The organism is Micromonospora sp. NPDC050397 (assembly GCF_044901685.1).
Classification (GTDB): Bacteria; Actinomycetota; Actinomycetes; order Mycobacteriales; family Micromonosporaceae; genus Micromonospora_G.
Window position 1 is genome coordinate 383989 of the sequence record NZ_JBJDPS010000003.1, and the last position, 12816, is coordinate 396804.

Annotated in this window: 14 protein-coding genes; 1 reads left to right on the forward strand and 13 read right to left on the reverse strand. The window is 71.5% G+C overall.

Going from position 1 to position 12816, the window contains the following annotated elements; all coding sequences use genetic code 11:
* Positions 1–40: 40 nt before the first annotated feature.
* From ACI2K4_RS12655 to ACI2K4_RS12665, 3 genes are all read right to left on the reverse strand, one after another.
* Positions 41–985: an aldo/keto reductase gene (locus ACI2K4_RS12655; protein ID WP_404511787.1), complete on the reverse strand. Its 945-nt coding sequence runs from the start codon at positions 983–985 to the stop codon at positions 41–43.
* A 37-nt stretch (positions 986–1022) separates the two neighbouring features.
* Positions 1023–2702, reverse strand: a complete 1680-nt coding sequence (locus ACI2K4_RS12660) for an ABC-F family ATP-binding cassette domain-containing protein (RefSeq protein ID WP_404510683.1) — start codon at positions 2700–2702, stop codon at positions 1023–1025.
* 70 nt (positions 2703–2772) lie between these two features.
* Entirely contained in the window at positions 2773–3378 is a 606-nt protein-coding gene (locus ACI2K4_RS12665; RefSeq protein WP_404510685.1) for a class I SAM-dependent methyltransferase, read from the reverse strand.
* A 1167-nt stretch (positions 3379–4545) separates the two neighbouring features.
* Between ACI2K4_RS12665 and ACI2K4_RS12670 the strand changes: the two genes are divergently transcribed.
* Positions 4546–5817 carry a hypothetical protein gene (locus ACI2K4_RS12670; protein ID WP_404510687.1) on the forward strand — a complete coding sequence of 424 codons (1272 nt, stop codon included), beginning with the start codon at positions 4546–4548 and terminating at the stop codon, positions 5815–5817.
* Between the two features lie 17 nt (positions 5818–5834).
* Here ACI2K4_RS12670 and truA read toward each other — a convergent pair whose 3' ends face one another.
* The 10 genes from truA to map all read right to left on the reverse strand — a co-directional run bounded on the left by truA (position 5835) and on the right by map (position 12751).
* On the reverse strand, positions 5835–6665 hold the full coding sequence (gene truA, locus ACI2K4_RS12675; RefSeq protein ID WP_404511789.1) for a tRNA pseudouridine(38-40) synthase TruA: 831 nt from the start codon (positions 6663–6665) through the stop codon (positions 5835–5837).
* Between the two features lie 122 nt (positions 6666–6787).
* On the reverse strand, positions 6788–7363 hold the full coding sequence (rplQ, locus tag ACI2K4_RS12680; protein ID WP_404510689.1) for a 50S ribosomal protein L17: 576 nt from the start codon (positions 7361–7363) through the stop codon (positions 6788–6790).
* Between the two features lie 48 nt (positions 7364–7411).
* Positions 7412–8434 (reverse strand): DNA-directed RNA polymerase subunit alpha, encoded by a 1023-nt coding sequence (locus tag ACI2K4_RS12685; protein WP_396808528.1) that lies wholly within the window; start codon positions 8432–8434, stop codon positions 7412–7414.
* Positions 8435–8595: 161 nt separating this feature from the next.
* Positions 8596–9222: a 30S ribosomal protein S4 gene (gene rpsD / locus ACI2K4_RS12690; RefSeq protein ID WP_404510692.1), complete on the reverse strand. Its 627-nt coding sequence runs from the start codon at positions 9220–9222 to the stop codon at positions 8596–8598.
* Between the two features lie 13 nt (positions 9223–9235).
* Positions 9236–9643 carry a 30S ribosomal protein S11 gene (gene rpsK / locus ACI2K4_RS12695; RefSeq protein WP_007073011.1) on the reverse strand — a complete coding sequence of 136 codons (408 nt, stop codon included), beginning with the start codon at positions 9641–9643 and terminating at the stop codon, positions 9236–9238.
* A gap of 63 nt (positions 9644–9706) precedes the next feature.
* Positions 9707–10087: a 30S ribosomal protein S13 gene (rpsM, locus tag ACI2K4_RS12700; RefSeq protein WP_121158423.1), complete on the reverse strand. Its 381-nt coding sequence runs from the start codon at positions 10085–10087 to the stop codon at positions 9707–9709.
* A gap of 229 nt (positions 10088–10316) precedes the next feature.
* Positions 10317–10430 carry a 50S ribosomal protein L36 gene (gene rpmJ, locus ACI2K4_RS12705; protein ID WP_404510695.1) on the reverse strand — a complete coding sequence of 38 codons (114 nt, stop codon included), beginning with the start codon at positions 10428–10430 and terminating at the stop codon, positions 10317–10319.
* 112 nt (positions 10431–10542) lie between these two features.
* A complete protein-coding gene (infA, locus tag ACI2K4_RS12710) occupies positions 10543–10764 on the reverse strand; it encodes a translation initiation factor IF-1 (protein WP_007073013.1) in 222 nt (73 codons plus the stop codon).
* Between the two features lie 233 nt (positions 10765–10997).
* A complete protein-coding gene (locus ACI2K4_RS12715; protein WP_404510697.1) occupies positions 10998–11711 on the reverse strand; it encodes a DUF1707 domain-containing protein in 714 nt (237 codons plus the stop codon).
* Positions 11712–11902: 191 nt separating this feature from the next.
* Entirely contained in the window at positions 11903–12751 is an 849-nt protein-coding gene (gene map, locus ACI2K4_RS12720; protein ID WP_404510699.1) for a type I methionyl aminopeptidase, read from the reverse strand.
* Positions 12752–12816 lie beyond the last annotated feature (65 nt).

Below are 12816 nucleotides of genomic sequence, written 5' to 3' on the forward strand. Positions count from 1 at the left end.
GGTACGGCTCCGGGTCAGAGATCCAGGTCAGAGATCCGGGTCAGAGAATGGCGCGCAGCGCGGCCAGGTCCTCGGCCGACGGCTGCCAGGCACCGGCGGCGGCGTTAGCACGCACCTGTTCCGCGCTGGTCGCACCGGCGATGACCGAGGTGACCGCAGGCTGGGCGGCGAGCCCACCGATCGCCACCTGCAACGGGGTGAGTCCGCGTTCGGCGGCGTACTTCTCGATCGCCTCGATCGCGTCCCAGGGTGCGGCGGCGAGGCGTTCCGCGTACCGCCCGCCGCCGGCCAGGCGGCTGCCGGCCGGAGGCGCTTCGCCGCGCTTGTACTTCCCGGTGAGCAGACCGTTGGCGAGCGGGAAGAACGGCAGCAGCCCGAGTCCGAAGCGCTGCGCGGCCGGCACGATCTCGGTCTCGACGTGCCGCTGCACCAGGCTGTACTGGTTCTGCGCGCTGACGAACGGCGCGTAGCCCCGGGTCCGCGCCACCCAGGCGGCGTCGGCGATCTGCCAGCCGGAGAAGTTGGAGTTGCCCAGGTAGCGGACCTTGCCCGCGCGGACCAGGTCGTCCAGCGCGCTCAGTGTCTCCTCGATCGGGGTGCCGGGGTCGACCTCGTGTAGCTGGTAGAGGTCGATGTGGTCGGTGCCGAGGCGGCGCAGCGACGCCTCGACCGCGCGGGCGATGTAGCGGCGGGAGCCCCGGGCGCCGTGGTCCGGCCCGTTGGCCCCGAGCATGTCCATGCCGAACTTCGTCGCCAGTACGACGTCGTCGCGGCGCCCCTTCAGGGCGGCGCCGAGCTGCTCCTCGGACGCACCCTTCGGCTCGCCGTAGATGTCGGCGGTGTCGAAGAAGTTGATTCCGGCGTCGAGGGCCGCGTCGACCACCGCCCGGGTGCCGTTCGCGTCGAGCTGACGGCCGAAGTTGTTGCAGCCGATACCGACGACGGACACCACGAGCCCGGAGTCGCCCAACCGGCGGAAGGTCATCTCAGTCACGTGATCAACCCTAAGCCCCCGGCCGGGATCAGCCGACGTCCCAGACCGGCTCGGGAGTCTCCACCACGTCACCATCGCCCCGGAACAGCACAAAACGATCGAAGGAACGGGTGAACCACCGGTCGTGGGTGACCGCGACGACCGTACCGTCGAAGGCCCGCAGCCCCTCTTCGAGCGCCTCGGCGGAGGCCAGGTCGAGGTTGTCGGTGGGCTCGTCGAGCAGGAGCAGGGTCGCCCCGGAGAGTTCCAGCAGCAGCACCAGGAACCGGGCCTGCTGCCCGCCGGAGAGGGTCCCGAACCGCTGGTCACCCTGGGCGCTCAGCTCGTAGCGACTCAGCGAGCCCATGGCCGTGTGCCGGTCCATCCCGGCCCGGTGGTCGTCGCCCCGCCAGAGGATCTCGACCAGGGTCTTGCCGGTCAGCTCCGGGCGGTCGTGGGTCTGCGAGAAGTGGCCGGGCCGGACCCGCGCACCGAGCCGGGCCACCCCGCCGTGCGCGACCGGGGTCAACAGGTGCCCGCCGTCGACCGGCCCGTTGGCCGGGTCGGGGTCGGTGCCACCCCGGGCGAGCAGCCGCAGGAAGTGCGACTTGCCGGTCCCGTTGGCACCGAGGACGGCGAGCCGGTCGCCGTACCAGAGCTCCAGGTCGAACGGGTAGGTGAGGCCGTCGAGTTCGAGCTGCTCGCACATGACGGCCCGCTTGCCGGTACGCCCACCGGACAACCGCATCCGGATGTCCTGGTCCTTCGGTGGCACCGGCGGCGGGCCGGCCTCCTCGAACTTGCGCAGCCGGGTCTGGGCGGCCTGGTAACGCGAGGCCAGCCCGTCGTTGTACGCCGCCTTCTGCTTGTACATCAGCATCAGCTCGCGCAGCTTCTGGTGCTCCTCGTCCCAGCGGCGGCGCTGCTCGTCCAGGCGGCTGTGCCGGGCCACCCGGGCCTCGTGCCAGCTACCGAAGCCGCCCGGGTGCACCCAGGCGCTGCCACCCTCGACCGCGACCACCCGGTCGGAGGTCTGGGAGAGCAGTTCCCGGTCGTGCGAGACGTAGAGCACCGACTTCGCCGACTCCCGCAGCCGCCCCTCCAACCACCGCTTCCCGGGTACGTCGAGAAAGTTGTCCGGCTCGTCGAGGAGGAGCACCTCGTCGCCAGCACGGAGCAGGATCTCCAGCGCGAACCGCTTCTGCTGGCCGCCGGAGAGGGTCCGTACCGGCCGGGTCCGGCTCTTCTCCCACGGCAGGTCGAGCACGATCGTGGAGACGGTGTCGAAGAGCACCTCGGCGTCGTACCCGCCGGCCTCGCCCCAGGCGCCGAGCGCGTCCGCGTACGCCAACTGGGCCTTGCCGGCGGCGGTGCTGAACTTGCCGCGCAGCTCGGCGGCGTGCAGGGCCGCCTCGGCGGTGGCCAACCGGGCACCGGCCGCGCGCAACGGGGGCGCCGAGATGGAGAGCGCGAGGTCGTACAGGGTCGACTCGTCACCGATCATGCCGATGAACTGGCGCATCACGCCAAGACCGCCGGAGCGGGCGATGCCGCCGGTCCGCGTGGCCAGGTCACCGGCGACCATCCGCAGCAGGGTCGTCTTTCCCGCGCCGTTCGGGCCGACCAGGGCGACCTTCGCGCCCTCGCCCACCCGGAACGACACGTCGGCGAAGAGTTCGCGCCCGTCCGGCAGCGTGTGGCCGACCCCGGCGACGTCTATGTAACCCACGCCGGCATCCTGCCCTGTCGCCCAGGCCCGGCGATACCGGGTTTTGCCGGGTCAACGAGGTGGTGCCGGGTCACCTGGTGACCCGGAGCACCCGGTAGCCCTTCTGGCTGGCCGGCCGCTCGACCCGCCACCCCTGCTCGGTGAGCCAGCGGTGCAGCGAGTCGCCGCCGAGGTGCCGACCCACCACCAGCCAGGCCACGCCGTCCGGGGTGAGCCTCGGCAGCCAGTGGAGCAGCATGGTGTGCAGTTCGGCCTTGCCGATCCGGATCGGCGGGTTGGACCAGATCTCGGCGAAGGTGAGCCCGTCGGGCACCTCCTCCGGCGCCGCGACCCGGATCCGGTCGGCGGCACCGGTCCGGGCCGCGTTCTCGGCGGCGAGTTCACGGGCCCGCGAGTTGACGTCGACCGCCCAGACCTCCGCAGCCGGTGCCTCGGTGGCCAGCACGCAGGCGATCGGACCGTAGCCGCAGCCCAGGTCGAGCAGAGGACCGGTGGTGCCCGGTCCGGGCAGGTCGGCCTTGCGCAGGAGTACGGCGGTGCCCGGGTCGAGCCGGTACGCGGAAAAGACCCCGCCGGACGAGACCAGCTCGTAGTCCCGCCCGGCGGCCGAGAACTCGATCTCCCGGCGGTCAGGGGCGGTTCCGGGTTGGGGGGTGAAGTAATGGTCGCCGGTCACGCAACGCATTCTCGCGTACCACTGGATTCACTTCGCACCCGTGGTCGGACCTGCGGGCCGACCCGGGGTTTCCTGCCCGAATGTCTGGTCTTTCATCTGGCGTGATTCATGGGTAGAGGCGCCAAATGAGTGCTTTCCACTACCCTGAGCGACATGGCGATCGGGGAGGGTTCCGGCTCCGGCGGGTGGCCCCCGCCCGACGACCGGGACCAGGATTCGGTCCGGCCCGGCCTCGGTCGACCGCCGGCACCACCGGCACGCGGCGGCGGACACCGTCGCCCGGAACCCGACGGCCGCAGCCGCCTCACCGGTCCGGTCTTCCCCAGCCAGCCCACGGACGGCCGGGACCGGATGCCCGACGCGCCCCCGCACCGCCGGACGACCGGATGGAGCGGCGCGCGAGGTGACGACGGGGTCGCCTACCGGCGATCCCGGACGGCCGACGACGCCACGGCCGGACGGCCGACCTCGGCCGGGCCGGGCTGGCCCGCCGCGCCGGGCGTCCGCGACCAAACGGTGCGGCCGGTGGGACCGCCGCTGGCACCGCCCGCACAGCGGTCGAAGCCGGCCGAACCGACCGACCCGCCCTCCCTGCGCCCGGCCCATCCTCAGCCCGCGCCGGCGGCCGGTGGGCGTTCCGGTTCCGCCTGGTCACTGCCGCCGACGCCGAGGCGCCGAGGCGCCGTCTCGGGTCCGCCGCTGCCGGGCCAACGCCCCGGGTCGCTGTCGGCGCCCACACCGCGTCCGGACGTACCGGTCCCGGCGACGGCGTCCGGCGCTCCCCCACCCGGATCACCGGACCGCCCTCCCGCCGGCCACCGGACCCACCAGCCGTATCCGGCACCGGCACCCGACGCGCCCTACCGGACGACACCGGCACCCGACGCGTCCCACCGGGGGAACGGGACGTCCGGTGCGCCCCATCAGACGAGCGGGACGTCCGGTGCGCCCTACCAGACGAGCGGGACGCCCGGTGCGCCCTACCGGACGGGAGAAGCCCCCGGCCGGCCCTACCCGGCGGCACAGGCGCCCGACCGGCCCCGACCTGGGCAACCGTTCGACCGGGGGGCCGTGCCCCGGCCGGCGCGCGACCGAACGCCCGCGCCGCCACGGGCCGATGCCGGACCGCCGGGCGGCCCGCCCGCTCCCCGGCCACCCGCGCAGCGCGTGCCGCTGCGGCCGGCACCGGGCCGGGTGTCACCGGGCCGCCCCGGGGACCCGAGCACGCCTCCGCGCCCCACCTCGCGTTTCCCGGCACCGGCGCTGCCGCAGCCTGGAACAACGAGGTCCGAGCCACCCCCGGCGCCCCCGCCCACAACGCCACCGACCGGCACCCGGACCGGTCAACCCACACCACCGAGCGGCACCCGGACCAGTCAACCCACACCACCGAGCGGCACCCGGACCGGTCAACCCGGGCCGCCGAGCGCCGGGCCGGCACGGCCGCGTGTCGGTGTCGCCCAGGTCAGCGTCGCGCAGGTCCGGGCCGGCCAGATCAACGGCACCGGCTGGGAGCACGCCAGCGACGGCACCGGACACGCCGGACATCCCGGCGACGCCCGGAAGGGTGCTTCGGGCGCCGCCGCCGGAACCGACGCAGCCGGTCGGGACCCAGCCGGTCGGAATCCAGCCGGTCCCGGAAATGCCCTGGTGCTGTCCCGGCCCGGCACGGCACTCGTTCCGACCAGGAAGCCGGCCACCGCCCCACCGGCCGGTCGGGACCAGCGCCGAGTGTGGCAGTTCGTGATCGGCGGGCTCAGCGCGCTGGTGCTGCTCGCCGTATGCGGCCTCAGCTCCTACTTCATCGTGGCCGACGAGCGGCAGGGCCGAGCGGCACGGGGCCCCGCCGCCCCGGCGCCAACCGTGGAGCCCCGGGACATCGGCACCCGTGCCGTCGACCCGACACCGCTCACCGAGGCGGAGGTCTTCCCGACCCCCGAGATCGTCATCAACTCCGGCGAACCCCCGTACCGGGTGCTGAAGACCCAGACGGTGGCCGACTGCGGGGCGGCGACCACGGGAGAGATCACCGGTCTGCTCGGCGAACTCGGCTGCGACCAGGTGGTACGCGGCACGCTGCGCTCGCCCACCGGCGCGTACCTGGTCACGGCGGGCGTGTTCAACCTCGCCGACGCCACCGGTGCCGAGTGGGCGCACCAGCGGATCAAGCCGATCGTGGACGCCGGCAAGGGCCGGTTCCAGGGCCTGGTGGCGGGCAAGGGGACCGAGGCGGTCGCGCTCGCCTCCGCGCAGGTCGGCTGGCACGTACGCGGACACTTCCTGGTCTTCTGCGTGATCGCGAAGTCCGACCGGACCGAGATCGGGGACAGTGACCCGTACGCACGGCAGATCCTGTTCGACATGATCGAACTGCACCTGCGCGGTGGAGTCCTCGAACGGCGGGCGACCGTACCGGTCGACGCCTCGGCACCGGCCTGAGCGTCGCCGACGACCCGTCAGGCCTCCGTCGGCAGGCGCATCTGCCGGGTACGCGACGCGCGCTCGGCGTACAGCGCCGGATCGTCGGGGTAGCCGACCTCGACCAGGGTCAGCCCGTGGGCCGGTGCCACGGTCACCTCACTCGACCGTTCCCGTCGGCGCAGCAGCCCCGCCGGCCACTCGACCGGCCGCCGGCCGTCGCCCGCCACCAGCATCGCCCCGACCAGGCTGCGGACCATCGACTGGCAGAACGCGTCGGCCTGGACCGTGGCCACCAGGATGCCGTCCGGGTCCCGGCGCCAGTCCAGCCGGGTCACCTCGCGCAGCGTGGTCGCGTGTTCCTTTCGCCGGCAGTACGCGGCGAAGTCGTGCTCGCCGACCAGCCCCGCCGCGGCGGCGGAGAGGGAGGCGAGTTCGAGTCGGCGCGGCCAGGCCAGGATCTCGTGCCGGCGCAACGGCTCCACCCCGTACGGCGCGTCGGTCACCCGGTACTCGTAGCGGCGGAAGGTGGCCGAGAACCGGGCGTCGAACTCCCCCGGCACCTCGGTCACGGACCGGACCCGTACGTCACCCGGCAGCAGCCCGGCCAGCCGGCGGAGCAACGAGTCGGTGAGCGGTTTCCAGGCGGCGTCGGCCAGGTCGACGTGGCAGACCTGGCCGGTGGCGTGCACCCCGGCGTCGGTCCGGCCGGCGACGGTCAGCCCGGTCACCGCGTCCGGGCCGAGCACCCGTACCAGCACCTCGGTCAGCACCCCGGCGACCGTACGACGGGTCGGCTGGGCAGCCCAGCCGGAGAAGTCGGTGCCGTCGTAGGCGACGTCGAGGCGTACCCGGGTGTAACCGTCCACTGCGTTCCCCCTGATCGCGCCGGAGACCGATCCGCTGACGGCGGACGGCCGGCTGGTGCCGTACCCGGAAATGCGCGGGCCCGGCACCCCCGCGAGGGTGCCGGGCCCGACGTTGCCCGTGGTCAGGACTTGGTGGCTTCGCCAGCCTCGTCCGAGTCCTCGCGGGCTTCCGCCGTGTCGCCCGACACCGACTCCGGCGCCTCGGCGTCCTGGTCCGTGTCGGCGTCAGCCTGACGGGTCTCGGTCTCGTCCTCGGGGGCGAGCGCCTCGACCTTGTCCTGCTGGGCCGCCTTGCGGGCGGCCGTCTTCTGCGCGGTGCCGGCCGTCGGGGCGGCGACGACCAGCTCCTCGACCAGCTCGATGATCGCCATCGGCGCGTTGTCGCCCTTACGCGGCCCGGTCTTCACGATCCGGGTGTAGCCGCCCGGACGGTTGGCGTAGCGGGGCGCGATCTGGTCGAACAGGGTGTAGACGACGTCCTTGTCCCGCACCGTGCCGAGCACCTTGCGACGGCTGGCCAGGTCGCCGCGCTTCGCCTTGGTGATCAGCTGCTCCGCCAGGGGCCGCAGCCGCTTGGCCTTGGTCTCGGTCGTCTTGATCTTGCCGTGCTGGAACAGCGCGGTGGCCAGGTTGGCCAGCATCAGCCGCTCGTGCGCGGGGCTGCCGCCGAGGCGGGGACCCTTGGTGGGCGTGGGCATGCTTGGTGCTCCTCAGTAGTGGGCAGCTGATCTCCAGCTAGCCGAAAATCAAAGCTGCTCGGTCTCGCGGTAGTCGTCGGTGTCGTAGTCGCCCTCGCCAAAGGTGTCCACGACGTGCGCCGGGTCGAAGTTCGGGGCAGAGTCCTTCAGCCCCAGGCCCATCCCGGCGAGCTTCATCTTGACCTCGTCGATCGACTTCTGACCGAAATTCCGGATGTCGAGGAGGTCTGCCTCGGTACGCCCGATGAGTTCACCAACGGAGTTGATGCCCTCGCGCTTGAGGCAGTTGTAGGAGCGGACGGTGAGGTCGAGCTCCTCGATCGGCAGTGCCAGGTCGGCAGCGAGCTGCGCGTCCTGCGGCGACGGGCCGATGTCGATGCCCTCGGCGGTCTCGTCCAGCTCCCGGGCCAGGCCGAAGAGCTCGACCAGGGTGGAACCGGCGGAGGCCAGGGCGGTACGCGGGCCGATCGACGCCTTGGTCTCGACGTCGATGATCAGACGGTCGAAGTCCGTCCGCTGCTCGACCCGGGTCGCCTCGACCCGGTAGGTCACCTTCAGCACCGGCGAGTAGATCGAGTCGACCGGGATCCGGCCGATCTCGGCGCCGGCCTGCTTGTTCTGCGCGGCGGTGACGTAACCCCGACCCCGCTCGACGGTCAGCTCCATGTCGAGCCGGCCCTTGCCGTTGAGGGTGGCGAGCTTGAGGTCGCCGGTGTGCACCGAGACGCCGGCCGGCGGCTGGATGTCCGCCGCCGTGACGTCGCCGGGGCCCTGCTTGCGCAGGTACATGCTGACCGGCTCGTCGTGGTCGGAGCTGACGCAGAGCTCCTTGACGTTCATGACCAGCTCGACCACGTCCTCCTTGACACCGGGGATCGTGGTGAACTCGTGCAGCACGCCGTCGATCTTGATCGACGTCACGGCCGCGCCCGGGATGGACGACAGCAGCGTACGGCGGAGCGAGTTGCCCAGGGTGTAACCGAAGCCCGGCTCGAGCGGCTCGATGGTGAACCGGGACCGGGTCTCGCTGATCGACTCCTCCGAGAGGGTCGGCCGCTGGGTGATAAGCACTTCTGTATCTCCTTGGTTCGGGGCGCCCACCATTTGACGCCCGTTTCACCGCCATGCCAGCGAACTGGCGACCACCCGGGGGCGGACCCGGGACCGGCCGTACGGCACACCAGCGGCGTGCCGTACGGCCGAACCCGGACCGATCCGAGCGGTGTTCGAACCTACTTGGAGTAGAGCTCGACGATCAGCTGCTCCTGGACCTGCGTGTCGATGACCTGCCGGGCCGGGAGCGTGTGCACCAGGATCTTCATCTGGCTGGGGATCGCCTCCAGCCAGGCCGGCACCGTACGCGAGCCCGCCTGGGCCTGCGCGACGACGAACGGGGTCATCTCCTTGGACTTCGCCCGAACCTCGATGATGTCGTGTTCCTTGATGCGGTACGACGGGATGTCGACCTTCTTGCCGTTCACGATGAAGTGACCGTGCTTGACGAGCTGACGGGCCATGTCCCGGGACTGGGCGTAGCCAGCCCGGTAGACCACGTTGTCCAGCCGCGACTCGAGGATCTGCAGGAGGACCTCACCGGTCTTGGCCTGCTTCGCCACGGCCTCCTCGTAGTACCCGCGGAACTGCTTCTCCAGCACGCCGTAGACACGACGGGCCTTCTGCTTCTCGCGGAGCTGGAGCAGGTACTCGGTCTCCTTGGTCCGACCCCGGCCGTGCTGTCCGGGCGGGAACGGCCGGGACTCGAACGGGCACTTCGGTCCATCGCACTTGCTGCCCTTGAGGAACAGCTTCATCTTCTCCCGCCGGCAACGGCGGCAGTCAGCACCGGTGTAACGAGCCATCTCTCTCTACCTCTCAGACCCGACGACGCTTCGGCGGACGGCATCCGTTGTGCGGCTGCGGCGTGACGTCGGAGATCTGTCCGACCTCCAGCCCGACGGCCTGCAGCGAACGGATAGCGGTCTCCCGGCCGGAGCCGGGGCCCTTGACGAACACGTCGACCTTGCGCATGCCGTGCTCCATCGCCCGGCGAGCGGCGGCCTCGGCGGCCAGCTGCGCGGCGAACGGGGTCGACTTGCGGGAGCCCTTGAAACCAACCTGGCCGGCGGAGGCCCAGGAGATGACCGCACCGGTCGGGTCCGTGATGGACACGATGGTGTTGTTGAAGGTGCTCTTGATGTGCGCCTGCCCGTGGGCGACGTTCTTGCGTTCCTTGCGCCGAACCTTCTTTACAGCGGCCCCGGCGCGAGCCTTCGGTGGCATAAGTCTGTGCGCTCCTAGTATGGGATACCCGGCCGTACCGAGACGGCGTGGCCGGAGCGGTTGTTACTTCCGGCCGGCCTTCTTCTTGCCTGCCACGGTCCGCTTCGGGCCCTTGCGGGTCCGCGCGTTGGTACGGGTCCGCTGACCACGTACGGGCAGGCCCCGGCGGTGCCGGATGCCCTCGTAGCAACCGATCTCGACCTTGCGGCGGATATCAGCGGCGACCTCGCGGCGCAGGTCACCCTCAACCTTGTAGTTGGCCTCGATGTGGTCGCGGAGCTGGACCAGCTCCTCGTCCGTGAGGTCCTTGGCGCGCTTGTCCGGAGAGATCCCGGTCGCGGCGAGCGTTTCGACGGCCCGGGTCCGACCGACCCCGAAAATGTAAGTGAGCGCGATCTCCATCCGCTTCTCGCGGGGGAGGTCGACGCCGGCTAGACGTGCCATGCGCGGGCGTACTCCTCGTGGTATCTCGCGGAGGTCTCAGGCCCGACCCACCCCGCCTGCCCCGGCGGGCCCCGGCCTCCGACCGGGGGTTAGCCACGAGTACGTACGCATGATGTGCACGCGCGCTCGTGGCTGGGACGAGCTATTGCTGTGTTACTGGATCCTTTTGCGCTACGGATCGCCGACGAGGCTGCCCGGCACCGGCCTGTCTAGTGACCGGCCGACCGGATCAGCCCTGGCGCTGCTTGTGGCGCGGGTCGCTGCAAATGATCATGACCCGGCCGTGCCGACGGATCACCCGGCACTTGTTGCAGATCCGCTTGACGCTCGGATTGACCTTCACGGGTATGCCTTACTTCCCATAAGGCCCAACGACGCGCTGCGCACGACGCTGGACTTCGAGGACGGACACGGACGTTCCGGCCGTCGTCAGTCGACTGAATCCGAACCCGGATTCACTTGTAGCGGTAGACGATGCGCCCGCGGGTCAGGTCGTACGGCGAAAGCTCGACGACAACCCGGTCCTCGGGCAGGATGCGGATGTAGTGCTGCCGCATCTTGCCGCTGATGTGAGCCAGCACCTTGTGGCCGTTGGCGAGCTCCACCCGGAACATGGCGTTCGGGAGCGGCTCGATGACCCGACCCTCGATTTCGATGGCTCCGTCTTTTTTCGGCATGTCCTCCGCTGTCCTGACGTCGGTAACTCCGGACGGCCCACAACGCCTTACCCGGATGTCTGCCCCATTCAAGATCAGTCAACCGGACCAGCCGCGGCTCCGACTCCCACCGAAGCGCGAGGTGGGCATGCCGGAGTGGACGCTGTGCGCCGATCAGCCAGTGTACGCCCGCCCACGGATCGACACCAAACCGAGGTACCCTCGGTGTGGCGGATCGGACGAACCAGTCGATACTAGTCGGCTCTCCCGCCGAGCTGCCAGTCGTCCCGCGAGCCCCACCGCCGCTGTTCCGCCAGCTCCCCAGCGCTCGCCGAGGGTCCCCCGGCCACCGACCCGGCACCCGTCCCGAGTCCACCGGATACCGACTCCGCGCCCGTCCCGAGTCCACCGGTCACCGACTCGACGCCCTGCCGGCGAGCCCGCGCCGCCTTCTCCCCCCGGTCCCGCGCCGCCTCCTTCCGGGCCCACCGCCGCGCCACCCGCCGCGGCTTACCCCGGAGCAGACCGCCGATGGTGGCGACCAGCAGGACCACGCCCCACGGCCCGGCGACCCAGAGCGGCCAGAAGTAGAGCGGCTCCCGGCCCATGACCGAGAAGATCGCCCAACCGGCCGTCGCCAGCCCCACCACCGACAGGTAGGCCGTCCAGTTCTCCGCCAGCCAGCCACGGGTCGCCCCCGGGCAGCGCCAGCGCCGACCGGGCAACAGCGATCCGGAAGGCAGACCGTCAACCGTCGGCCCGGACCCCACCCGGCCGGCGAGCACCGACACCGGCAGGTCCGCGACCAGACCGTCCAACTCCGCGTACGTCTTCGACCCGTAGGCCGCGCGCAGCCGCTCGTCGTACTCGTGCAGGTCGAGCCGGCCCTCGTCGACCACGATCCGCAGCCGCTCGGCGACCGCCTGGCGGTCGGAGTCCGCCGCCCGCATCTCGCCGCGCTCCCGCATGAGTACGAGCATGCCACCCGCGCACCAGCCCGGCCACCACCCGACGCCCAGCCGACGCCTCGGTCGCCCGACCCCGGCAGAGCCGGATCTTCCCCGGACCACACCTCAGCCGGCGGACGAGCCGGCCGGATTCTCCCTGGATCACGTCTCAGCTCGCGGACGAGCCGGCCGAATTCTTCCTAGATCACGTCTCAGCTCGCGGAGGAGGCGGGCTGCCGGGAGGTGACCAGCTCACCGAGCCGCCCCCGGCCACCGTCGGGCGCGGTGAGCACCCAGACCCCGTCCGGCAGCAGCGCCATGGAGTGCTCGACATGGGCCGCCACGGAGTTGTCCCGGGTGACCACGGTCCAGCCGTCCTCCAGCTCGGCGGTACGCGGCGAACCAAGGGTGATCATCGGTTCGATCGCCAACGCCATGCCCGGCACCAGCCTCGGCCCGCGCCCCGGCCGCCCGTGGTTCAACACGTGCGGGTCCTGGTGCATCTCGGTACCGATGCCGTGGCCGCCGTAGCCGTCGACGATGCCGTACCGGCCGCCCTTGCGAACCGCGGTCTCCACCGCGGCCGAGATGTCGGTCAGCCGGCCCCGCCCGTTGGCGGCGCCACGAGCGGCAGCGGCGATGCCGGCCCACATCGCGTCCTCGGCGACCTCCGCCATCCGGAGCAGCTCCGGCCGTACCTCGCCGACGCCCACGGTGATCGCCGCATCGCCGTGCCAGCCGTCCAGCACCGCGCCGCAGTCGATGGAGATGAGATCGCCGTCCCGCAGCACCTGGTCGGCGGCGGGAATCGCGTGCACGACCTGCTCGTTGACGGACGAGCAGATCGACGCCGGATAACCGTGGTAGCCCTTGAAGGACGGGGTCGCGCCCGCCTCCCGGATCACCGACTCGGCGATCGCGTCAAGATCAGCGGTGGAGATCCCCGGAGCGACCGCCTCGCGCATGCGGGCCAACGCCGCCGCGACGACCAGTCCGGCCGACCGCATCTTGTCGATCTGCTCCGGAGTCTTCAGCTGGATGTCCAGCTGGTGACGGCGCATGCCGGCTCTACCTTTCCCTCGCGGATGCCCGAGGGATGCCCCCGATACCCACAACTATTCGCCAA